This is a genomic window from Candidatus Woesearchaeota archaeon (assembly GCA_027858315.1).
Taxonomy (GTDB): Archaea; Nanobdellota; Nanobdellia; order Woesearchaeales; family UBA583; genus UBA583.
In genome coordinates, this window is the sequence record JAQICV010000075.1 from 34,260 (window position 1) to 59,893 (window position 25,634).

At 27.3% G+C, this 25,634-nt stretch carries 23 protein-coding genes and 2 tRNA genes; 5 read left to right on the forward strand and 20 right to left on the reverse strand.

What is annotated here, in order from left to right:
- Nucleotide 1: 1 nt before the first annotated feature.
- The 7 genes from PF569_07075 to PF569_07105 form a co-directional block, all read right to left on the reverse strand.
- The gene (locus tag PF569_07075; protein ID MDA3855999.1) at nucleotides 2-259 is read right to left on the reverse strand and encodes a hypothetical protein; all 258 of its coding nucleotides are present in this window, start codon (nucleotides 257-259) and stop codon (nucleotides 2-4) included.
- A gap of 2 nt (nucleotides 260-261) precedes the next feature.
- A complete protein-coding gene (locus tag PF569_07080) occupies nucleotides 262-837 on the reverse strand; it encodes a hypothetical protein (protein ID MDA3856000.1) in 576 nt (191 codons plus the stop codon).
- 65 nt (nucleotides 838-902) lie between these two features.
- Nucleotides 903-1,331 carry a 30S ribosomal protein S15 gene (locus PF569_07085; GenBank protein ID MDA3856001.1) on the reverse strand — a complete coding sequence of 143 codons (429 nt, stop codon included), beginning with the start codon at nucleotides 1,329-1,331 and terminating at the stop codon, nucleotides 903-905.
- A gap of 283 nt (nucleotides 1,332-1,614) precedes the next feature.
- A tRNA-Gln gene (locus PF569_07090) sits at nucleotides 1,615-1,687 on the reverse strand.
- Between the two features lie 91 nt (nucleotides 1,688-1,778).
- Nucleotides 1,779-7,625: a hypothetical protein gene (locus tag PF569_07095; protein ID MDA3856002.1), complete on the reverse strand. Its 5,847-nt coding sequence runs from the start codon at nucleotides 7,623-7,625 to the stop codon at nucleotides 1,779-1,781.
- 61 nt (nucleotides 7,626-7,686) lie between these two features.
- Complete coding sequence (locus tag PF569_07100) at nucleotides 7,687-7,854, reverse strand: hypothetical protein (GenBank protein MDA3856003.1); 168 nt, start codon at nucleotides 7,852-7,854, stop codon at nucleotides 7,687-7,689.
- A gap of 301 nt (nucleotides 7,855-8,155) precedes the next feature.
- Nucleotides 8,156-8,229 (reverse strand) — tRNA-Met (locus PF569_07105).
- Between the two features lie 233 nt (nucleotides 8,230-8,462).
- Between PF569_07105 and PF569_07110 the strand changes: the two genes are divergently transcribed.
- The 3 genes from PF569_07110 to PF569_07120 all read left to right on the forward strand — a co-directional run bounded on the left by PF569_07110 (nucleotide 8,463) and on the right by PF569_07120 (nucleotide 9,835).
- Nucleotides 8,463-8,741, forward strand: coding sequence for a hypothetical protein (locus tag PF569_07110; protein ID MDA3856004.1), 279 nt, complete (start codon nucleotides 8,463-8,465; stop codon nucleotides 8,739-8,741).
- Nucleotides 8,742-8,743: 2 nt separating this feature from the next.
- The gene (locus PF569_07115; GenBank protein ID MDA3856005.1) at nucleotides 8,744-9,163 is read left to right on the forward strand and encodes a hypothetical protein; all 420 of its coding nucleotides are present in this window, start codon (nucleotides 8,744-8,746) and stop codon (nucleotides 9,161-9,163) included.
- 69 nt (nucleotides 9,164-9,232) lie between these two features.
- Nucleotides 9,233-9,835, forward strand: a complete 603-nt coding sequence (locus PF569_07120; protein MDA3856006.1) for an RlmE family RNA methyltransferase — start codon at nucleotides 9,233-9,235, stop codon at nucleotides 9,833-9,835.
- Nucleotides 9,836-9,897: 62 nt separating this feature from the next.
- On the opposite strand, the gene PF569_07125 is transcribed toward PF569_07120, so the two are convergent.
- The 13 genes from PF569_07125 to PF569_07185 form a co-directional block, all read right to left on the reverse strand.
- Entirely contained in the window at nucleotides 9,898-11,820 is a 1,923-nt protein-coding gene (locus tag PF569_07125; GenBank protein MDA3856007.1) for a hypothetical protein, read from the reverse strand.
- Nucleotides 11,821-11,878: 58 nt separating this feature from the next.
- The gene (locus PF569_07130; GenBank protein MDA3856008.1) at nucleotides 11,879-12,421 is read right to left on the reverse strand and encodes a hypothetical protein; all 543 of its coding nucleotides are present in this window, start codon (nucleotides 12,419-12,421) and stop codon (nucleotides 11,879-11,881) included.
- 1 nt (nucleotide 12,422) lies between these two features.
- Nucleotides 12,423-13,325, reverse strand: a complete 903-nt coding sequence (locus PF569_07135; GenBank protein ID MDA3856009.1) for a hypothetical protein — start codon at nucleotides 13,323-13,325, stop codon at nucleotides 12,423-12,425.
- A gap of 92 nt (nucleotides 13,326-13,417) precedes the next feature.
- A complete protein-coding gene (locus tag PF569_07140) occupies nucleotides 13,418-13,642 on the reverse strand; it encodes a DUF5654 family protein (protein ID MDA3856010.1) in 225 nt (74 codons plus the stop codon).
- A 177-nt stretch (nucleotides 13,643-13,819) separates the two neighbouring features.
- Complete coding sequence (locus PF569_07145) at nucleotides 13,820-14,824, reverse strand: AI-2E family transporter (GenBank protein ID MDA3856011.1); 1,005 nt, start codon at nucleotides 14,822-14,824, stop codon at nucleotides 13,820-13,822.
- Between the two features lie 43 nt (nucleotides 14,825-14,867).
- Entirely contained in the window at nucleotides 14,868-15,761 is an 894-nt protein-coding gene (locus PF569_07150; protein ID MDA3856012.1) for a BspA family leucine-rich repeat surface protein, read from the reverse strand.
- A gap of 3 nt (nucleotides 15,762-15,764) precedes the next feature.
- Nucleotides 15,765-16,757 (reverse strand): BspA family leucine-rich repeat surface protein, encoded by a 993-nt coding sequence (locus tag PF569_07155; protein ID MDA3856013.1) that lies wholly within the window; start codon nucleotides 16,755-16,757, stop codon nucleotides 15,765-15,767.
- A 108-nt stretch (nucleotides 16,758-16,865) separates the two neighbouring features.
- On the reverse strand, nucleotides 16,866-18,758 hold the full coding sequence (locus PF569_07160; protein ID MDA3856014.1) for a hypothetical protein: 1,893 nt from the start codon (nucleotides 18,756-18,758) through the stop codon (nucleotides 16,866-16,868).
- A gap of 295 nt (nucleotides 18,759-19,053) precedes the next feature.
- Complete coding sequence (locus PF569_07165; protein MDA3856015.1) at nucleotides 19,054-21,411, reverse strand: hypothetical protein; 2,358 nt, start codon at nucleotides 21,409-21,411, stop codon at nucleotides 19,054-19,056.
- A gap of 60 nt (nucleotides 21,412-21,471) precedes the next feature.
- Complete coding sequence (locus PF569_07170; protein ID MDA3856016.1) at nucleotides 21,472-21,768, reverse strand: hypothetical protein; 297 nt, start codon at nucleotides 21,766-21,768, stop codon at nucleotides 21,472-21,474.
- A 30-nt stretch (nucleotides 21,769-21,798) separates the two neighbouring features.
- Nucleotides 21,799-22,824, reverse strand: coding sequence for a methyltransferase (locus PF569_07175; protein MDA3856017.1), 1,026 nt, complete (start codon nucleotides 22,822-22,824; stop codon nucleotides 21,799-21,801).
- Nucleotides 22,825-22,871: 47 nt separating this feature from the next.
- Nucleotides 22,872-23,777: a mechanosensitive ion channel gene (locus PF569_07180; GenBank protein ID MDA3856018.1), complete on the reverse strand. Its 906-nt coding sequence runs from the start codon at nucleotides 23,775-23,777 to the stop codon at nucleotides 22,872-22,874.
- Nucleotides 23,778-23,919: 142 nt separating this feature from the next.
- Nucleotides 23,920-24,183, reverse strand: coding sequence for a hypothetical protein (locus PF569_07185; GenBank protein MDA3856019.1), 264 nt, complete (start codon nucleotides 24,181-24,183; stop codon nucleotides 23,920-23,922).
- Nucleotides 24,184-24,324: 141 nt separating this feature from the next.
- Here PF569_07185 and PF569_07190 point away from each other — a divergent pair, with 141 nt between their 5' ends.
- Nucleotides 24,325-25,245 carry a Fic family protein gene (locus PF569_07190; protein MDA3856020.1) on the forward strand — a complete coding sequence of 307 codons (921 nt, stop codon included), beginning with the start codon at nucleotides 24,325-24,327 and terminating at the stop codon, nucleotides 25,243-25,245.
- A 77-nt stretch (nucleotides 25,246-25,322) separates the two neighbouring features.
- A partial coding sequence (locus PF569_07195) for a hypothetical protein (GenBank protein ID MDA3856021.1) occupies nucleotides 25,323-25,634 on the forward strand: 312 nt, incomplete at its 3' end.

Consider the following 25,634-nt stretch of genomic DNA (forward strand, 5'->3'; position numbering starts at 1 on the left):
TTTATTTCACCTTTTTTGATAACAAATCTTTCTTTGCTTTTGCTAAAGACTTATTGAAAACTTCCAAAGCATTACCTTTCTTAACTTTAATTAAAATCTCAGTTTTATTAATTAAATAATGCTCTTTATAAACACCGACAATGTCTACATCTGACTCAGCTTCAAGATAAGCTTTTAATAAAAAAAATAAAGATTCTTCATTAGAATCCACAAGAACTCTTAAAGTATCCTTTTCCTCAACTTTTTCTAAAATCTTCATCTTTATTGAATAACTACTTTTTTAAACTCAAATGCCTTAACAGGGAAAATTTTCTTAACCTCATTTCTAAACGCAGTTTGAACTTTTGAATAAACAACCGAAGTTAAAAATTCTTCTGCAGTCTTAGACTTAACATCAGCTAAGACTACTTCTTTAACTTTTTCTCTAATTGAAGTCAAAATCATTGAACTTGTATTCATCTTTGTAATTATAAAAGGTTTAATAAGTACTTCTTTACCATCCTTTGATTCACATACAAAAGAATCTTCAACTAAATCTGAACCTTTTTTAACAAATCTATTCAAATAATAAGGAATTTGACTATAACTAATAACATCAGTCTTAGCAACTCCTGCATGAACTTCATTTACTTTAAAAACTAATCTAACATTTTGGTTTTTAATATTTCCAGTAACATACATTAAATTCATCTTAATTGATTTTCCAACAAAAGTTGTTAAATCTGTAGTACTAGTTTTTCCTAAAATTTTGGAATTAAAAGACTCAGGCGCTTTAATTTCTACAGGAAATTTTCTCTTAACTTTTTTAACGCTTTTCTTAACTACTACCTTAGCCATTTTAATAATTTACCTCACTAAATTTTAAAATTGTACCGAAAAAACTTATTTTTGACTGCACCATTTTAATTCATTCTCCAATTTGAAGGGACCTTACCTTTAATTTTGTAATACTTAGATAATCTTCTAATTTTAGCTTCAATTAATTGAAGGCTTCTCTTATTATGAGTATCTCTAGTATTCATCTCTAAATGTTTTTTTAATCCTTTAGCTCTAACAACTAAAGCACTTAAATCTTCAGGAATAGTTGTAACACTAATTTTATTATCTTCTAAAATCTTTCCAACAGATTTTCCAGTCATTTTTTTAATGCTTGGAATTCCATGAGAATCTCTTAGAACTAAACCAATCATACTTGGTTTAACATCTTCTTTTGCAAGTTCTAAAACTAATTTTTCAACATCAGCTTTTTTAACTGTAACAAAAGATAAATCTGCAATCACTGGTCTTGTTGAACCAGATTTTCCTTTTACTCTTGCGTGTGTTCTAGCCATTTTCAGGTATATTATTGTTTATGGGTTCACAAATTTAATTAACATGAATTTGTCAAACCATGACCAAAAATCAACAATTTTGAGGATTTTTGATTTTGTACAAACAAACATATCCTATAGGATTTACTCCCAGGGAACATATTTATACAGTATAAAATAATTAATAGTGCTTTAAAAACTTTATCTTAAATAAAGTACTCAGCAAAAGAATTGAGTGACTGTAGGTTTTTGTTAAACAAAAGAATAAATGAAAGTATGTTTCTTTAAGAATTCAAAAAAAAAGTAGTCCTGCCCGGATTCGAACCGGGGTCCATAGATCCAAAGTCTACGATGATAGTCCACTACACTACAGGACTGTTATTGATAAATATAATACATAGATATACACAACCTATATTAAATTAAAATTAGAATTGGTTTTTAAAGCTTTTGAAAAAAATTGAAAAATTAATTAACCTTAACCAAATCAAAATCAAAACTACTCTCTTCAACATACAAAACATTATACTCGAAATTATCAGCACCGCAAGTAATAATTAATTGATTATTACCACCTTCACTAAAACTAATTCCTGAACTAACCAAATAAACAAAAGGATTAGAACTAGAACTCAAATCCTCAGTATTATCCACAAACAAGTTAATAAAATAAGTAAATAAACTAGTAATCGGATTACCTATATATTTTTCAACATAATAACTACAAGCCAAATCATTCTTATTTGCTTTAAACTCTAACCCAAATCCATCTAAAGTATCAACATAAAAAGTATTATCAACCAATTCATAATCAAGAGCGCCATTAGTCAACTTAATATCCTCAAAAGTTGTAGCAACATCTTGATTAACAATAAAATTATAACTCTTCAAAGGACCTTCAGTTCCCAATTTATCAGCACATTTCAAATCAATATTATAAGTTCCTTGTGCAAAATTCGCAAAACTCAAACTCTCAACAAATCTATAAGAGATTCCTCCATTAAAATCAATAAAAGGAGATCCATCAACAGAATATGCACAAGTAATGTATTTGTATGGCCCAACACTTAAAACCTCTAAATTAGTCTCATAAGGTTCATTATTAATCAAAAAACCTTCACTCGAACTCAAAACATAATCAGGCAATGTGTTAATCAAACTTAAAGTCCTAGTAAAATTGAAAACTTGAGTCCCATTATTACATTGAATTAATATATCAAAATCTTTTTGGTCACCTTGACTCAAATCATAAGAACCCTCATTAAATGTAGATAAATCGTAACTAAAGTCTGAAATCTCTATACCTGATTGAGTCATACTCAAACGCTGCTCATCTTCTGAATAAAATTTAATCCATACATCATCATATAAAGGTTTAATATTACAACTAATAACTGACTTTGAAGTCTCAAAATTCAAAACAGGTGCATTAAATTTAGTAATCCATGAAAATCTATCAAAATCAACCAAAGCAGAATCAGAATCAATTAATCTAATACCAACTCCATCCTTAACTAAAATAGTCTTAGTAACATTAACTTCATTACCAAAACCATCCTTTGCAACAACCTCAAACTCATAAACTCCATTAATAGTCCCATTTGCAAAGATAACACTACCAAAATAATTAGACCTATCAATTGAATAATGATTCTTAGTAAAATCAGGTTCATACAAATTAGATGAATCATACTCTGAAATGTTATTACCCGAATAAATCAAATCTCCATCCAAAAATAATTCAACTTCAAAAAGTGAACTTCCACCCTCATCATAAACATCAAAAATAATCTGAAAATCTTTAAAGAAAACCTCACCATTAGAATTAGCATCAGGAAAACTAAAATCAATAACAGGAGGAGTCCTATCAATCACAAGATCAGTAGTAATTCTATCCCAAATACTCCCATCACTACCAAAACCAACTGCAAAAATATTAAGTGGACTAAAACCTTCATCAATTCCCGAAATATCACCATCAGTAGAATAAATGAATAATCCATCTTCTTCACCTGTTGCAACCATATAAGTCAAAACATCTTGACCATTATCATCAAAAGATACAACAACACTATCAAAAGGAGTCATAGACCTTGCAACAAATTTAGCACTATCAAGATTATACTCAACATCAAAATCTACAAATCTATTTCCAGCAACATAATTAACATTAACTTCAAAACTATAAACTCCAGTAGATAAATTAACTCTATCAAAACATTCTGCTTGAACATTAATCTTTGAGTAAAGTGTTTTCTCTCTATCTCTAAAACTCTCCAAAACAGGAGTCAAAGCAATTCTATCCCTATAACACATACTCTCTTGAGTCTCATCTAAAATATCCAAATCACCAGTCTTGAAAGTCAAACTCTCAGAGCCAACCGAATCACTATATTCATACACATCATCAGAACATATAGAATGAGAATCAAGTTCTTCAAATCCATAAAAACACTCATAACCTTCTTCGCCAGTATCTTCAAAATCAAAAACAAGTTTATCTATAACCGCATTATAAACAACATTATTTCCAGCATTAGCCAAATAAATATTATTACCATTATCAAGATAAATCCTATCTAAAATTGGAGGAGTATTATCAAATTTCAAAGTATAAACATTATTTAACTCAACACCATAAATATCTACACAACTAAATCCAATATCTAAGGAAGAATCTGCATTAAACTCAAAAGAAGCTCCAATAACATCACTAATTCTAAAACTCATAGAATTAACACCATCATAATTACCGATATAAGTTAAACCCTCATGCAAAACTTCAACATCACAATTCCAAGTTCTATAATCAGGAGTATTAAAACTCACACCAAATAATGGATCAGTCTCACCAGTATACAAATCTCCATTCTTGAAAATATCTCCACTAAAAACAAAATCAGGCATAGAATCATCAAAATAATAACTGAGCTGTGAACTACCAATATTTCCAGCTTTATCTGCAAATTCAACATTATATCTCCTCTCATACAAATTATCTTCCGAAGTCTCAAGATTATAATTATACAAATCAACATAATCATCAATATAAATTTGTCCAATTTTTGAATCATTTTTCAAATAAGGAAAATAATCAGCATTACTTATAGTCTTAAAAGTAGAACCATTCCAACTACTAATATTATAATCCTCTGAATTCTCAGACATCCATGAAAGTGTACCATCAACACTCAAATTCAAGACATTATGTAAAGTAAGTTCAGACCTATCAGTTCTTCTAGTATAATAATCTGAACCAACTAATGCCACACTATTATTACTTGAAGAAACATCAATTAAATTGAAATCATCTAAAACTGGAAATGCAGTATCATAATAATACCTCAAATTCTCCTCATATCTATTACCATTAACATCCAAACAAAAAGCTGTAAAATCTTTAATACCATCACTTGCAAAATCAAAACTTCCCGAAATATTAATATAAGAATCAAAATTATAACTGAACATATCAAAAGGTCCAATAATTACTTCCGAATTCAAAGAACCACTACCATCAGTTCCAGTAAAATCAAATGAACAACTAGAAATTCCTGTATCTGCAGAAACTGCCCAAAAATTATCTCCTGAATTAATAAAACCACTACTAACTAAATAAGGCTCATCCAAACCATAAAGATCTTGAGGAGAAATCAAAACAAATGAAGTATCATAATCAACACTAACAATATAAGTCTCACTTGCAGTTTGTCTAAAAACATCTTCACAACTAATAGTCAATGCATAATAATCTCCACTAAGAGAACTATTATAAATAGGCAAATCAAACATAAAGCTTGAACCTGAATAATCATTAGGACTTGCAAAATCTAAAAAATCCCCCGAAGAATTATAAAAATCAAGAGGAATATCACCATTAGCATCCAAATCATAAGAACAATTTACAACTCCCGATTTAGTATCAAATATTGTAAAACTAAGTTGTGAATCCGAACTATAAGGACCATAAACACCACCATTAGAAATATCATTTAAAACAACTTGAGGACCATACAAATCAACATCAAAATCAAAATTTCTAATCTTTCCAACATTTCCTGACTGGTCTCTAGCATAAATTCTAAAACTATTAACTCCTTCCTCTAAAATAGTATTACCATGAATATCAACAAAAAAATTTTGAATTAAATCTCTTTGATTAAAAACACTACCTTGAACAAATCTAAATGAACTATTAGAAACAGAATTCACAACCTCATAATCAATATAAATTTTTTTAGAAACATCAAATGGACTACAAGACTCAAGACTTAAATCATAAGAAAAAACATCAAAAATAACATTCCCTAAAACATTCTCAGGAAAGCTATCAGTAACATAAATTTTATTTAAATCTTCATCTTGTGCTTCAAATGAAACATAAAATTCTGGAGATAAATAATCACAAGCAAATTCAAAATCGGAAGGTAAAGAAGCATATCTACTCCTATTATAAAATGGGAAAAAATCTACACCATAATTATCATAAGTAATACCAGGAACTCTATGATAAATTTCTCCATTCAAAATGGTATCAGGTCCATTAGAATTATCTGAATCTTTGAAACAACCATAAATATCATTCCATTTACACAAATTAGCACCAGATTCAAAATGATAATAATCAACAACATAATTCAAAAAACTATTCGGATCCTCACAAGTATCTTGAGTAACATAAAGTTCACAAAAAACTAAAGAATTAGCTAAAGACTGTGAAGAAAAATTATTAAGATATGGATTTCCACCATCAATCTCAGACCCCAAATAATTATCATCTTCTAAATCAGACTCATAAATTTGTGACAAACTATCAACCATATAAGAACAATCACCTAATAAATCAGACTTTTCTTGAGTACAAAAATTAAAATTTTTTTCATCAAAACAAACTCCACAAGAAGATGCCTCAGAAGGGATAATCTCAAGTGGCTCAAATAAACCATTATTACCTGTCGTAAACTTAACATCATCAACACCAAAATAAACCGCATCAATATAAACTAAAACATCCGAAGAAATCTCAAAATTAATGCCAACTGTTCCTTCATTTACAACATGATTAGGAAAAATAACATATTTCTTAAAAATTCCATTCGAACCATTAAAAGAAGACAAATCAACAATAAATTCACTAGGAAGAAGACTTCCATCACTATCAATTTCAGTAATTAAAACTCTAAGTTCATCTCCTTGAGCAAAATCTTCATTTGTCATAATGTACAAAAGAGTCTCATAAGATATTCTCTCACCTAAATTTTCAATTCCCTGTCCCAAAGTAACTCCAGGATCAACTCTAGCATATGAATATCCATTAAAAGAATCTTCCCTACCATCAATTCTACTCAAAACAGACCAACTAGTATCTCCATTAATTTCAAAACTAGGATTAATAAGCAAATTATTTCTATCAACAAACTTACTCAAATCATAATTCTTCATTTCATCAATTGCATCAGAAATACAAATACCTGAATCAACCTCAAAATAAGTATTAGAATCTAAAAAATCATTAGTTGGAACCCAAACACAATTTTGTAAAGCTAAATCATTAGTACTAAAATCACTACCGAAAATAATATTTTCATTACAATTAATTTCAGTTTTATAATCGTAACACCTATTAATTGAAGTCTTAGGCACACACCCCTCTTCCATATATCCAAGACCTGGAGTAGCTTCAACAGCAGAAATTGAAACTTCGCCAGCTAAATATGGATTATACAAACAAGGAAATTCGCCATTTTGATCAACTAATCCGTTACAACTTTGTTCATTCGAGAAAAAACCAAAAGGACCTCCAGTATCTGAACAAAACTTCCTAAGTTCTACATCTAAAATTTCTAAAAGTTCTGTATCAGTAGGAATTGCAATATCTAAAGGATCACCAATAGTGCTACCGGTAGGATTATTCGTGTTATCAGGATCAGAGCCAATAGCACCAGAAGGATTCAAATCCCCAACACAAGTATCAACATAAGGAATCAAATTACAATAATCATCAACATTCAAACCAGTTTCATCCTGAATAAAAGTAGGATACCAATCAAAATCATATATCTCATATCCTAAAAAATTACAATAAATTTGATTATCCAAATTATATTCACAAACTTGCCTCATAGAACTAAAATCACACAAATTATTTCCTACTTGTAAAGTTTGTCCAACATCAAATTCTCCTTCTCCACAACCCAAAGAAGAAACTCTAAAAATATCACCATCAAAACAACAAGTCAAATCTGCAGAATATACGAAAGTAACACTCATCAAAAAAAAAATTAACATTAAAAATACTTTTAATATACTTTTCATAACAAAACATTTCTAAAAAAACTATATAATATTTATATGTAACTAACAAGTAAAAATAAAATTACTTAGATTTAGGATCCTCAGTATCTGAGTCCATTTCACCTTGACTAGACCCCATAATTTTATGATAAATTTCTTGAACTTCTTTAGTATCTTTCAACTTTTGGTGAAGAACTCTAAGTCTCTTCTTCCTCTCCAAATAATCGTTCTCATATTGTTGGTCTCCCATTTTAAATATTTAATCTACATTATCAAATAAATCTATATTTATAAATGTTACTATTGACAGTAGTCAAAAATTGTCACTTGAAAGAAGAAAAACTAGTTTTTGAGTTATAAGTGCAAAAAGAACTCAATTCACTAAAAGTGTCAACTAAATATTTAACCACTAAAAAACATAAAAATTAACAAAAAATACGAAAAAAAAGTGTCGACTCCAAAAATTGAAACTAATTAAAACTAATTGAATTATCCACAAATTATTTTAATAAGAAGAATATGTCGTATCGGGACCAAAGTCCCAAGAAAAGTGTCGACTCCGAGACTTGAACTCGGGACCTCCAGATTATGAGTCTGGCACTCTAACCAACTGAGCTAAGTCGACAATATAATTTTTAACAAACCCACAATTTGCACTCTAACTAAATAAGGTGCTAACAAGCAAAGTCTGACTACACTCGAAATTCATTTAAAGAATTTCTCCTGTAAGTTAACAATAAAAAATTATTTATATAATTATAACCAACAAACTCTTTATAAAATTTACTTAAAATATTAATCATCACTCCAAAATAACAAAAAACAAAAATTTATAAATTATAAAAATAACAAAATAATATGCAAAACAAATTAAACCAAAAAATCATATTGCATAACATAAAAGGCATAAGAGAAAATTTGGATGAGATAGAAAAAATATCAATTGAAGAATACAATCTAAAAACACAAAAAAAGATTTTAAAAATTCAAAAAGAATTAGAAAAAATGGAATTTTACCATAAATTGGATGCAAATGCCGAAAAATTAAACTTTCCAATAAAAAAACAAATAACTATCAAAAACAAAAAAAAAAGTAACTCATTTGCTAACTGGCTATTCAATAACAACGAAATATAAAAATGAAAATCTCAAAATTAATCATATACAATTTAGTAATATTTATCGCAACATTAAATGTAGCATACATCTACACAAGTGTTGGACTAAATGCTTTTGAATATTCAAAAGAATACTTTAAAACAATTTGGCAACCTATAGTTCTAATATTTGTATTATTCCTTGCACAATTATTTGCAAATTTATCCTATATTACAACATATTCAAGAACAAAAAAAAATCTACTAAGAATCTCATTATTAACAATAACGATATTATTTATAATGAACATAATAGTAAGAATAATTGAATACATCAATGGAACATTTTATATTGCAGGAAATATTCTAATGTTAATATACTTAATAATAATAATCTTAAACATTACAATGCTAAAAGACCTCTACCATTTAGTGAAAAAATTATTTAATCAAAACAATTAAACTAATTTTTACTCTAAATTTTAAAAAATTTCCATCAGTTTTATATTATACTTCTTCTTACTTAAATATATGACTATTCCAGAATACATAAAAAAAAGAAATAAAGAACAATATTTCAAACAAGCAAAAGAGAAAAAAGTTCGTGCAAGATCTTATTTTAAATTAAAACAATTAAACGAAAAATATGAACTACTAAAAGAAGGACATACAATTATCGACTTAGGAGCTGCACCAGGAGGATGGCTCCAATACATCGACGAAACATTAAAAACTGGAAAAATAATTGGCATCGATTTATTAGAAATCGAAAAACAAAAAGAATTCTCTGAAAAAATAGAAATAATTGAAGATGACTTTAATAACATTGAAGAATACCTAAAAGAAGGCGAAAAATTTAATTTAGTCCTATCTGACATGGCACCAGAATTTAGTGGAAACTCACAAGTAGACAGAGGAAGAACCCATAAATTAAATATGATAACAATTGAATTCTGTAAAAAACACTTAAAACAAGGTGGAAAACTACTATTCAAATCATTTGAAGGCGAAGATTTACCAAATGTTAAAAAAAAAGCAAAAGAAATATTTGAAGTAGTAAAAGAATTCAAACCTAAATCCTCACAACAAAAATCTTGTGAAACATTTATGATGTGTTTTAACAAATTAAGATAAAACAACTAAGAATTTATGAAATAAATTGTTAAGTGTGTTTTAATAAATTAAGGTAAAACAAATCAACTAATCAAAACACTACCTTTTTTTCTTTGAGATTGATAACTATTCTTACCACATAAAACAGTATAATCATAAGTTCCACTTAAAGCAAAAGTTCTATTATATTGCCACTGATTAATAGAATTATTCCAATCTAAATCATAAGTTCCATCAAAAAATTGAATTTCACAATCAACATCTTGAAGAATATATCCAACACCTTGATTTTCAACTGCAAGCAAATCCACTTGTCCATCCCCATTAATATCAGATAAATCTAAACCATCACCTTTACCATAAATATTAACCGGTCCGACATCACCATCTCCTAAATCATATTTCCATAAAAAATTTAATTCTTTATCATATGAATGCACCTCACCATTTTCCAAACCAACATATATATTTTCTCCAATCTCAATACTAATTGCATCAATTTCAGCCGAAGTAATTTCAACATAATCAATAAACTCCGTTCCATTATAAATCGACAAATATGAAGGACCACCTCCATACAAAGTATTCCCCATTAAAATTTCAAAAACTCCATCATTAGCATAATCAAATTTATACATCTCATTAACCTTATCTAAATTAGACTCTGTCGAATATGCACCATTACTATATAATTCATTACCTAAATAATCATAATATCTAATATATTCAAATCCTGAGAATGCGACATCATCAAACCCATCTTTATTCCAATCAACAAATGCTATAGAATACAAACCATTACCTAATGAAGTAGTATTAAAAATTTGATCTCCAGTATAATTAATCAAAAAAAAATAATTAGTTGAGCCCGTATAAGTAGCTATACCCAATTCATCAAAACCATCTTTATCCATATCATTACATTCAATTTCTTTCCCATATGCACCATAATACTCAGTCCATAAAATAGAGAAATCATTATCTAAACCTATAACATGAGAATTATTAGTTATAGTAAATTCATCATTTAATCCATCTCCATCAAATTCACAATTTTCAACTAAAATAGTATCATCTGAAGTCAAATCCAAAATTTGCTCAATTCCTCCAGATTTATTTAATATATGAACATCACCATTAACTACTGGGACAATTAAATCATTTTTAAATCCATCATTATCATAATCAAATAATTCGAAATCATAAATATAACCACCTGAGATTCCTGTATCCCATAAATCACTACCATCTTCATTGAATGCATACATTCGTCCTGATTTTGCTACAAGAACTTCATCACTAATTCCATCTTCATCCAAATCAACTGCAAGTATTTTCATTATATAAGCACCATAATCAATAGTATTCCAAATGACTCTACCAATATAATTTTCAGTAAAACCAATACCTGAAAAATTAAAATCATCAGTAGTATAATTAATTTGAAAATTAACTTGTTCTCCACTAAGTTTGCCTAAATCAATCATAAAACTCAAAGAAGTACAATAGCCATGGCAATCATAATCAAAATTATAAGTTTTAGTATAAATTTCATCCTCTGTAAAAACTTTAACATCATACTTTCCATTCAAATCCTCAGAACAAGAACTTAAATCTATTTCACCTAAACCACTTTCGATATTTTCTAAAATATTACAATCAACTCCACCAACAGTAACTTTTAAAATACTCAAATTTTCCGAACTAGGATTATTAAAATAAAGATTTCCATCAATCAAAGTATTAATTCCAGAATACATAGAATCAAGATCACCTTTAATTTGTGCATCATCTAAAAGATTACTAGAATAAGAACTATACCAATTATTAAAACCAACAACAGCAAAAACACTAACAACTAAAAGTAAAGAAATAGCTACAACTGGAGATATTCCCTTTTTGGTTTTAGAAAAAATGGTACATGATAATTGAAAATTATCAGTACTAGAAATCTTTGATTTCTTTGTACCGAACGAAGAATGAGTGACTGCAGATTTTTTAAACATAATATAAATAAAAATTAATATTATTTAAAGAGTTTGTAACTACTAGAAAAAATAAAAATTATTCCCAAAAAAATTTTGGTAAAGAGCCAAGATTAAAACTCCAAACAGTAGGATCCCATGAAATCATAGGTTCATTAGAATTTCCATAAAAATAAGAAATTTCATTTTGTCTAGCACTAACTGTTTGTCCATTTTGTTCTAAGCCTACAGCTAAGTTAGGATTTCCAGATACATTATTATAATATGAATTAGTAATAACTCCCATAAAATTATTGCCAATAAATCCTCCCAACTCTAAACCTACTCCAGAAACATTACTAATTGAATAAGAATTCTCTATATCTCCAAATAAATACCCTACTAAACCTCCAACTTTATCATTTCCTGAAATAGTAGAAATAGAATAAGAATTAGCAATATATCCTCCATTAGAATTTAAAAGTCCAACTAATCCTCCAACACTATCTCCAGTAGAAATTACTTCTCCTTTAAAATAAGAATTATTAATCATACTACCGGAAAATCCAACACTAAAACTCAAATTGAATTGAATAATTAACAAAAAAACAAAAATCCATGAAATCTTAAATAAATTTTTCATTTTAATTAACACCTCCAATTAAACCACCAACATAATCATTACCTTGAACAACTCCAGACACAACTATTAAATCTATAGTTGAAGCAAAATCATACCCAATTAAAGCACCAACAAAATCTTTGCCAGTAATATTAACATTATTTAAATAAAGATTAAATATATAACCATTTTCACCTACTCCAAATAATCCAACATTATCTTCTAAGGATCTATCAATAAATAAATCCATTATAGATTTATAATTTCCATCTAAACTCCCTTTAAAGTGTACCCCTATATTCCCTAAAGGATCAAATCCTAATCCAGCATTCCAATTAATTGTGTCAGAACAATCAATATTTTGAATAAGTGAAAAATTCCCCAATAAAACTGAAGAAGACTGTCCAATCAATTGTAACTGAGAACAATTACATATCTTCCACGGATTCCCTAAACTTCCATCTCCTTCTTGAAAACCTTCAGGAGTTGTTGCATTACAAACTAAAACAACACTTCCACTTAAACTAACATCTTCAACATATATAGTTTCTCGAACAATTTTATCTTCCATCATAATGACAACATCAGGAGTAGAACTACTAACTCCACCACTTAAACAAGAACTTAAACTTAAATTAGAAATCCCTGAATCTAAACTAATATTAGTATAACAAACTTCACCATCAACAATAACTTTAGAAACTATTAAATTATCATAATTACTATTTTTCACATATAATTGATCACCAATTATTGCTTCAACTCCAACTGCACCAAAATCATTGCTTCCACTTTGTTCCAGATTATTAAACATCTCACTAGAATAACTACTATACCAATTTTGAAACCCAACAACTGCAACAACACTTACAACTAAAAGTAATGCTATAGCAACAACTAGAGATATTGCTTTCTTAAAATTCATAAAAATAAATAATGATTTACTTTTTAAACATTTGTTTAAACAAGTAAGAGTAACAACCTAAAATAAAACTTAAAAATTTCAATTAGAAATTTTTATTTTGTTGCATTAGCTGCAACATTTCCAATCCAAATCGCCGCAAATACTGCCAAAACAGTTACAAGTATTGCATAAATCCAAGGACCACTAGAAGCTAAAGAATAAAGAACTCCACCTTCTGCAAACATAGACTTAATTGCATCATTCCATGCAAGAGCAGCAACCAGACCAAAGGCCGCAGTAATTAACGCTGCTAATTTTTCAACTACATCTTTTCTCATTTTTATATATAATAAGAAAAGATACCGAACGAACTCAAGTGAGTGACTGCATCTTTTCTCATTTTTAAAAAGAATGATAAAGATAAAAAAATCGTTAAGCAGATTTTTTTATCTTCCTCATTGTGTATTTAAACATGAATTTAAGTATTTAAAAAGGTTTTGATAAAAAAAATAAGCTCAAGCTACAAAATACTCCTGATGATAAACTTTAATCAAAGTTTTAAACAAAGAAACAATTAGAGGACCTAAAACTATACCAATCATACCAAATGTTGAAAGACCAATAATAACTCCTAAAAATACTTCAAGTGGATGAATATCTGCAAATTTGCCAACAAGTTTTGGTCGAACAATATTATCTACATTTGAAACAACAACAACTCCCCAAACTAAAACAAAAACACCTTGCCAAATCTGTCCTTCAATAAGTAAAAAGATTCCTGCAGGAACCCAAATTAAAAATGCTCCAATTACAGGTATAACAGATAAAATCATCATTATAAAACCCCAAAAGAATGCTCCTGAAACTCCAGCAATAATAAACGAAATCATTCCTAAAAATCCTTGAATAATTGCAGTTAAAACTTGTCCTATTAATACTGCCCTAGTAACCTTCCCACTCTCTAAAATTAAATGCTGTGAATTCTTTTTTGAAAAAGGTAAAATATCACAAACAAGCTTGATAACTTTATCCTTATCCAATATCAAATAAAACATAACAAAAAACATAACAAAAACTGATATTAAAAAATTTGAAGTAAGAGAAACAAACTTAGGCAAAGTAGTCTTAGCCTCACTCTTAAATAAAGTTCCCAAATTATTAACTCCTTCAGAAATAGAAATCTCGGTCCCTGTCAAATCAAAAATTGTCTGTTCATATTTTGAATAACCCTCAGGATCCAAATCTAAATTATTAATCTGATTAAGCGCAACACTAGCCCCTATAGATAACGGAATAAAAACTACCAATAAAACAAAAACAATAACTAAAGATGCACTCAAAATTTCTTTACCTTTAGTCTTTTTCAAAAAATAACTATAAACTGGATAAACTAAAAAACTCAAAATAACTGCTGTAATAATAGGTGTCAAAAAATTCCTAAGCATATACAAAATAATCAAACCAAAAAAAAACACTAGTATCAATGCAGAATATTTTTTATTATAATTATCTTTAACCATATACTAATATATAAAAATTAATTTATAAAAGTTTGTAGGAAAATCAAGGAGTACAAACTGACCCCTGTCCCAAAAAATCTGGTTGAGCTAAAACCCAAGAAGTAGTAGAAGTATTAAATGAACTACATTCATTTACTTGATCTACATCCCAAGAACTCAAATCACTATTAAAACTAATTGCATCATAAAATAAAGTATCCATATCTAAAACAGAACTAACATTCCAAGAACTCAAATCACTTGTAAAATTACTTGCTCCCAAAAACATTCCTTCCATTGTTGTAACTTTCCCAGTATCCCAAGAACTCAAATCACTATTAAAACTATTTGCACCTTTAAACATAACATACATAGTAGTAACTTTTCCAGTATCCCAAGAACTCAAATCACTTGTGAAATTAGTTGTATCTCTAAACATCGAGTACATATATACTGCATTACTAGTATTCCAACCACTTAAGTCTTGATTGAAGTTATGGCATCCATCAAACATATACCCTAAAGCAGAAGAAGAACTTACATCCCATAAACTTAAATCTTGATTGAAATCAAGTGCTCCATCAAACATCTGAAAAAAATCTCCAACATTACTAACATTCCAATTACTAATATCTCCATTAAAATGAGCTGAACCTCTAAACATAGATTCCATATCATTAACTTTTGAAACATTCCAAGAATTTAAATCCTGATTAAAAGTAGGATTAGCATCAAACATATAATCCATATTTGTTACATTACTAACATCCCAAGAATTTATATCTTGATTAAAATTTGAATGAGCAAACATCTGTTTCATAGTTGTAACTTTTCCTGTTTCCCAAGAACTTATATCTCCATTAAAAGAAGAATAATCAAACATATAATACATATATTCAACATTAAAAACATCCCAAGAACTTAGACTTCCATAATAACCATTTGCAGTAGAAAACATATTTTACATATTAACAACTGAGCTAACATCCCAAATAGATAAATCACAATTAAAAGAATCAGTATCATGAAACATACTAACCATACTAGTAACTGAACTTACATCCCAATTACTTATATCTCCAATAAAATGACTATCATAAGAAAACATATAATCCATATCAGTAATTCCAGATAAATTAGGTCCATCTAAAGAACTAAGACTTTCTAAATTATTGCAATTTGAAAATTGTTCTCCTCCATCAGATAATTTTAAAGAACTCCATTGATTAATAGAAATTAATTTATCACCATCATCATTATTATCTTCCCAAGCATTCCCAGCATTAAAAGCAAAACCATCAACTTGTCCTGTTAAATTAACTTGATATTCCCCACCAATAGCATAAGTATGATTGATTTCAGGTTGATTATAAGAAGTAATTGAATCATTAGTTCCATCTCCCCAATAAACTATGAAATCATAAGTACCATCACTTTGTAAAGGAAGAGTCAAATTGTTAAATCCTGAAACTCCAACATCAATACTAACATTCCAAATACTAATAAATGTATTAGTAACAATCGGCAAATTATCACTCACAGAAATTAAACTAGAATCATCTAGATAAACAGTTTCTCTAATAATCATATCCTCAGTAATTATTACAACATCAGGAGTATTTCTAATTCCACTAACATTTAAACAATCACTCAAACTAAAATTAGAAATTCCTGAACCTAAACTAATATTTTCATAACAAACTTCTCCATCAACAGTAATTTGAGCAATAGATAAATTTTCTAAATTAGTATTTTTAATATAAAGTTGGTCATCAATTACTCCTTCAACTCCTACATTACCAAAATCAGTACTTCCACTTTGTTCCATATCACTAAACATCTCAGAAGAATAACTTTGATACCAAGAATTAAAACCAACAACAGAAATAACTGCAACAACCAATAACAAAGCTATTGCAACAACTGGACTAATAGCAGATTTATTCAAATTCATATAAATAAATTATATTAAACATATTTAAAACTTTGTGAGTTTTAAGAACTCACAACAAGATTAAAAATTTATAATTTTTTGACTTTATATTCAAAAATAAAAAATAACTTAATGTTTTCTTTCAAACACTTTATCAATCATTTCAAGATAAGTAGAAGAAGACCACATCTGTGAAAAATTTCCTTCAGCTTTTTGCTTAGAAGAAGAACTAATCTCACTACCAAAACCAATCGAACCATATTTTAAAATGTCATTAGTTGATGCCATCATAATCTTTGAAATATAAGGTCTAAATTTCTTCTCATTTAAATCATACATAACAATTGCAGCAATATTATTAATCCAAAACCAAGAATCTCCTAAATGATAACTCAAATTATTCTCACCCGTATAATCATCTTTATATCTCTTATCCTTCTTAGAAATTGTTGAAACTCCACCCCAAGAATTCCATAAATGAGCAAGAGAATTATCAAAAATTTGCTCCCAATCACTCTGCAAAAATAAATCAGGATAAAAATAATACGCTAAAAAAACATTAGAATCAATTTTATCTGAATACGCTTCACCATACAAAACTCCACTCCTAAAATAAGTTACTCTAATTTTTCCTTTAAGTAAACTCTCAAAATCTGCAAGCTCAGAAACCTCAGACTTCTTTCCAATAAGAGTTCCTAAAACAATCAAAAATGAAACCATGCTCAAAAACTGAACTTGAATATCAAGTGGAAAATCAACATCAATGGTATCCATCCAAGAATCTCCGAATTTCACTTTCAAAAGTTCATTATCTTTATCCCAATAATTCTCAACAAGTTTATGAAATGAATTCAAAAATTTATAAAAAACAATTTCTAACTCCTCTTTTTTCAAAACATCATTCAACCTCAAATTCTTATCTAAATGGAAAATGAAATCTTCAAATCTTTTAGCAAGCCAAAAACAAGCATCAGGACTTTGATAAGAACCATCAAGATTAATTCTCCTAATCATTCCAGTCTCAGGATCAATTGCATTCAAATAATCAAATAATTTCCCCTTAACATGCTTCTCCTCGGAATTATTAATAAATGCTCTTAAACCTACAAGCTCATCTCTTGCCCAAATATTTGAAAACCATAAAAATCCAGCATAAGAACCTAAATTTATATTTCCAACTAAGTCCTTATTCATAAACCTGTAAATAGCATTATTTGATAATTTATAAGCCACATTAAAATCTTGAGTAATAGGTTTTTCAAACTCCCTCTCAGAAATAAAATCTGAAAAAATTACAGAATCAAACTTATCTAATTCTCCCTCATGAATATCAAGAAGTGAAATCTGCTCAAAAACTTCTGACTCAGAAAAACCAGCCCCAATAATCATCCTCTTACTACCAACAACATTAACACTCATCAAACGATAAACATATCTCTCAAAATCAGTCTCCCGAACTTTAGAATACATATATTCTTTCTTAACAAAATCCTTAACTAAATCATAAGAAAAATTAACCGCTTTAATTCCAAAAAATGCACTATAAGAGGAATCTTCTTTCTCTTTCTTATACTCAACTAAAACAACACCATCTTTAACATAAACATCATAGATTCTACCCCACTCATCAAAATCATTAAGTTTTCTAATATCTAAATCAAAATTAATCCTTCCTTCATAATTTGAAACTTCATAAATCATTCCACCTGAAGGACCTAAATAAAATTTATCAAAAGTAACAACTTCCTCAACTTTTTCATCATCCTCAGTCTCATCTATAACTAAAGATTCAACCTTACTCAAAAATTTTCTCTTAACAAAATATCCTCCATATTCAACACTTGAAACTTCAACACCTTCAAGCAAAACCTCATCTAAAAATTTATACACATCAAGAGTCTTATTCTCCAAAACACAAAGTCCTTCATACTTAGTAGAGTTATTCGAAAACCCTAAATTTAAAAAGTCTCCTCGAGAATTTGATAAGACAAAATTAAGCTTCTTAATTTCATCTAAATCCATTTGAGTATAAGAAAAAACTTGCTTATTAAGATTATAATCTATTTTCATAGAAACTTATAGATATATATATTTAAAAGAAGTATTTACAATTAATCAGTTAAAAAAGAAAGTAATTTCTATTCTTGATAATACCTTCTAGAAGAAAAGAGTGTTTTATTATCAGAACAATCAAATGAAGAAATCTAATTTATAATAATTTGAAATTAGTTTATATGAAGATATTATTAATTATATCACTATAATATATTAAAAATAAATAGTTAATTTAAAAATTATGAAGTAAATAATAATAAAATTATTTGACAATATCATAAACAGAAAAAACACTTCTCGAACAAACATATAAATTATTTTCCCTAACTATAACTGAATTTATCCCCCCATTATCTAAGTTGTGAATTATTGAACTTACTTGAGTAATTGAAAACGGATCAGTAATATTCAAAACAGTCAAATAAGTATTACCCGACATCACATAACTTGTACCAAGATAAACATAATTTCCAGCAATATCAAAATTAGATACTTCATTTAAAGTTGATGAATTAATATAACTATTAACTAAATATATATTACTTGAATTACTAATATCAAATATATTAAAACTATCAGAATCAGCTGCAGTAACATATGCATAATCACCATAAACTTTTATTTTTTCTGCAAAATCTAAAATTGTATTATTAATATAATTATCTAACAAAGATATTGATAAAGGGTCAGAAACATTGAATATGGAGATACTGTTTTGATATGCAGAAGTAACATATGCTAAACTATTTTTAACTAGAATATCTCTAGAATAATCTAAACCTGCATGATTAAAACTATTAACAAATAATATATTTGAAGGATTGGAAATATTTAATATGGTTAATCTATCTGAATTAGGAGAAGTTATATACGCATAATCTCCTTCTAAATATAATCCCTTAGGCATTGAAATAGTTGAATCAATATAATATCCCTCTAAAATAATATCATTTGGATTTGAAATATTAAATATTCCTAAACTATTAGTATTCCAATACGTAACGTACATTAAATTATCTCTTAAAAACATATTTGTAGCAGAACTAAAAATACTAAAATTTCTATATCCATCTAAATAAATTAAATCATCATAATTTGAAATATCAATAGAATAAAATTGATTACTCAAATCCCCTGAATCATAATCTCCAATAATAAATGCATAATTTTCATTTAATAACATTTGATTAGGATATATACCGATTCCAAAATTACCATTAAATGGATTTAATAAGTCAATACTGGTAGGTGTTGAAATATTAAATATAGCCAATAAAGGATCTCCTTCATAAGAAGTAACATATACATAATCACCATCAACAAAAATATCATTAACTAAACCCAAATTAGAATTATAATCAACTAATATTATATTACTAGGAGTACTAACATCAAAAACTGAAAAACTCATCGACATATATGAACCAACATAAGCATAATTTCCTAAAACAGCTACATCTCCCGCACTATTTAAAATAGTACTATTAACATAAGTATCAATTAAAACAATATTACTAGGAACACTAACACCCAAAATACTTAAACTATCACTATATATTGAAGCAACATAAGCATAATTTCCTGAAACAACTACATCCCCAGCACCATTTAAAATAGTACTATTAATATAAGTATCAATTAAAACAATATTACTAGGAACACTAACATCCAAGATACTTAAACTATCATTATTTCTTGAAGTAACATAAGCATAACCTCCTTCAACAAAAACAGAACCCACATAATCTAAAACACTATTATTAATATAAGTATCAATTAAAACAATATTACTAGGAACACTAACATCCAAAATACTTAAACTATCCTCATCTGTTGAAGTTACATATGCATAATCTCCTTCAACAAAAATAGAAGTATAACCATTTAAAATTGTATTATTAACATAAATTCCAACAAAACTAATATCACTTGGAATACTTATATCAAATATAGTCAAACTATCAGAGCCAATAGATGAAATATACGCATAATTATTTTTAACAAAGATCTTATCAGGATAATCTATAATTGAAGAATTTCTATATGTCCCAACAATCTCAAGATTTTCTTTATCCGTAATATCTAAAATATTAAACGCATCTTTAGTCCAAGAAGTAACATATGCATAATTTCCTTGAACATAAATTGAAGTTGGATAAATAAAATTATTTTCTAAAAATTCTAATTTTTCTAAATATCCAGTATAAGAAATTAAACTACTACTAATTTCTTTCAAATATACTTTTTTAGAATAAATATTATTATTTGTAAATACAACAACTTCAACAATTGAACTTTTAACGTCATTTAAACAACTAAAAACACTAAGATTATGAACTCCATTAGTTAAATTAATATTAATATTACAATCAATAGAATCTATTTCTATTTTATTAATTCTTACTAAATCATCTTTAATTAGCAAATATAATTGATCTCCAATTACAGTTTCAACTCCAACTGCACCAAAAGTTGCCCCCCCCTCTTCTTCAACTCCAGCAAGTATTGTAGAAGAATAACTCTGATACCAATTCTGAAATCCTACAACTGCAACAACACTAACAACTAAAAGTAAAGCTACAGCAACAACAGGAGATATCGCATTTTTATTTAATAACATATAAATTTTTAGAATAAAAAGTATTTAAATATTTCTATTCCTGATAAAAGAAAATAATTCCTATTTTTGATAATACTTCCGAGAAGAAAAGAGGGTTTTATTGTCAGAACAATTTGCAAACAACCTTTCACATTCTACAGTCTCTTCAGTTGTTATAATCTTTTCAGCATAATACTTTGCACAATCTTTTAATTTTCCTCCAGGAAATAATTTTTGATATTCAGTATAGAATCCTTCTGGATTGTTTCTAATAAAATCTATCTCTCTTAGAAAAACCATACTTCGTTTATCTCTTGGAATCTTACCAACAATTAACTTAAGCAACCTTGATTCTGCAGATAAATAACTAAATTTCATAAAAATACTAATTAATGAAATGTTAAAAAACTATTTATTTTCTAGAACTAAAATATATCTAGTCAAATCTTTATTAATATACTCAGTTACTTCTAAAATCTCATCAAAATATTTCAGTGCCAGGCTCTTAAATTCAACAAAATTTGCATAAATTACAACCATTCTTGAACCTTTCTTCAAATACTGTTTCGAATTCTTCAAAAAACTATTATACAAATCATCGCCCAATCTTCTAGAACACTTACCATAAGGAATATCTGTAACAATACCATCAACTACATTATCCTTCAAAAACTTCGTTTGAGAATCAGCAAGAATCCGTTTGTATTTAGAATCAGAACCATGATAAAAATAATCAAAATTCTCTTTAAAGTATTTTAAATCATTCCAAGAAATATCATTACCAATAACTTCAAAATCCATATCATAAGCTTCAAGCAAAATCCCACCAATGCCGCAAAAAGGGTCTAAAATTTTTCCTTCCTTAATACCAAGTAAATTAATTGCTGCTCTTGCCATATCTGACTTTAAAGTATAAGGCATTTTAACTGGACGAAGTTTTGGCATCCTTCTCAAATAATCCTTCTCATTCTCATAAATTTTAACTGTAAAATAGAACTCTTCTACATCTTCTATAAAAATAAAATTAAACTCAACTTCAAAGTTTTTAATATCAACTTTAGGATTATCAAAAGAATTCCACAAAACTTTTGCTAATTCACTCTCACTAATTTCACTTTTAAAATTCCTTCTTGACTTATGAGATCTTACTTTAAACTTCTTACCATCATACTCTTTCAAATCAGGCAAATTATTTTTCAAATCTTCTAAATTCTGATGATAAGACAAAATTTTAACTAAAATATTAGTATATGTCAATCTTGATAAAATCTCATGATTATCTTCAATTAAATTCTTTGATGAAAACTTATAAATTACATTCTTCACTTCATCAAGCCTTATTTCTTCATTAAAATAAACCTTCCATAAAGTTTCAAATTCAGCTATTGCTAGCTCTTTATTATTCCCTTTCAGAATCAAAAGATAATCCAACATATTAAAATTAATAATAAAGCATTTATAAAATGTATTGAAATATTATATTAACCATATTTTGCAACATATATTATAATCTCTTTTGACAAAAAATTCTTTATAGATTCCTCAATTGCAAAATTATAAGTTTTTACTGAAACTTCAATATTTAAGTTAATTCTATCAACTTTTAAAGTAACATAACGAATAAAGACATCCTCAGTTAACACACGCCCTTCGAATTCTCTCAAAATTTTATTTGAAATAAACTTTTCAAAATGCTTTATCTTTTTAAATATTTTTTTTTCAAGATCAAAATTATAAGTTATTTTCTTAACTTTAGTTTTACTATAATTAATTATTTCCCTTGAAAGCAAAACAGAATTTGGAATATAAGTAATATCTCCTTCATCAGTTTTAATCTCAGTAAATATGAATGTGATATTTTGAATAATACCTTTCGTATCATCAAATGAAATATAATCACCAATATTAAAATTCTTTGAAAACATAATAATCAAACCATTAATAATATTTACAAAATGATCTTTAAAAACCCAAGCTATACCTGCAAAAAATAAACCAGAGATTGTCAAAAATTTAATAATATCAACATTAAAATAAAATAAAAAAACAATAAAAAAACTAAAATGATGAATAATGAAAAACAAATGGTTAATTCCAATAATAAAATTATCATAATGATTACTATTAAATTTATTTCTCTTACGATAACTCGAAGTAATAATTATTCTAATAATATCAGATACAAGACTTATTGTAAAATAAAAAAGCATCAAATCAAAAATAACAAGAAAAATACTATCAATCACTAAAGGAATAAAAAAAGACCTAAACAAAACAAAAAAAACTACAATAAAAACTTTTCTATATAATAACTTCTTTCTCTCATCGGAAATTTTTATTTTTTTCAAAAATAAATAATTCCTCAACTTCACAAAAAATCGTTTCATAATGTATAATTTAAAGAGCCATTTAAAAATTTATTGAAAATACATAAAATTTAAAAGAGAAAGAAAATTAAAATAAGTATAGCGCTGCTGTATATCAAAAATGACAAATTCATTTTTGGAATATTTTGCAATACAAAATAGCTCAGTGGTAGAGCATCAGTTGCTGCTGTGGCTCAGTGGTAGAGCGCGACATTGGTAATGTCGAGGTCGCGGGTTCAACTCCCGTCATAGAGATGGGGGAAATGGGAGAGGAGATGAGAGAAAGGTTGTTTTGCATTCCTACGTATTTCCACAGTAGAGCGTTTATAAGTGCTGATTTATTATATTTCTTCTTGTCTAAAATCTCTTTTAATTCTACATCAATCTTCATAGAGATTAAAATTTTATTTTTCTTGATTCTTCCCATTTTTAGCTGTTTTCAATAATATCGTATATACGATATTTTTTATATTAACTGAAATAAGCCTATGACTTTGAGTAAAAAACAAGATTTGGGTGACTACAAATATCATTAACTTTATAAATTGTAGTCACCTAATTATATATTATGTTTGTTGAAAAAAGAAAATCTGGAGAAAATACTAAATATTATTTATCTCATAAATTTAGAGATGGAAAGAAAGTTAAAAGTATAAGAAAATATTTGGGACTGAATCTTTCTCCTGAAGAACTTGAGAAATTATCTAAAGAAGCAGAAAAATATATTTTATCACAAATTGAAGAGTTAAAAACAGAAATATTTAATTTTGCTTTAACAAAAAATCAGATTGAACAATTAAATAAATACGATTCAAAAATTAAAATTTCACATTTAACTAAAGACCAATGGAAAACATTCCAAGAAGATTTCGTATTTAATACAAATGCAATTGAAGGTTCAACAGTTTTAGAAAATGAAGTTAGAAATATCTTAGAAAAAAAACATGAAGCTAAAACCTCGGATGAAAAAGAAACTATAGGATTATCTTTAGCAGTTGATTGTATCAGAGAAACAAAAGAAGATTTATCTTTAGGTTTAATTTTAAAATTACACAAACTATGTTTTGAAGAAACTAAATCCTTTGCAGGTAAGTTTAGAGATGATGTTGAAGTTGTAATTAAAAATTCATTAGGAGATATAGTTCATAGGGGCGCTCCAAAAGAATTAGTTTTATCAGAAATGGAAGAATTAATTACCTGGTATGAAGAACACAAGACTTTTTTCAAACCATTAGTTTTAGCGGCTATTGTTCATAATCAGTTTGAACATATTCATCCTTTTCAAGATGGAAATGGTAGAATTGGAAGATTATTGTTAAATTTTATATTAATTAGAAATAATTATCCTCCAATTAATATTTTTTTAGAGAATAGAGGAGAATATTATAATACTTTAAAATTATATTCTGATTCAGAAGAAATTAAGCCTACTTTAAGATTTTTAATCTCACAGTATGGAAAGATGATTAAGAAGGTGACTACAAAATAAGAAACTTTGATTTTATGTAGTCACCCCTGATTTTCTTTTTAAATAAATTTATATAGTTTTAAATTTTGATTTTATCTATGAAAGAACTAAAGGATAAATTAACTATTTTTAAAAATCTTGTTGAAAAGGAAAATGCACATTGGAAAAGCATTCAACATAATGATTTTATTTCTGATGAATTAAATGAAAAATATTTAGATTTGATTGCTTATTGTAAAGAAAAAAATATAGAGTGGTATAAAGTTGAGAGTGCCTTGTGGGAAAATATAAATTTAGATTATAAAAAAGGAGTAAAGTATTATTTATTTGATATTGCAGTAATAAAGAAAGATTTTAATTATGTTCTGAAGAAATATCCAGAGTTAGAAAAAGTTGAACATGAAGGACTT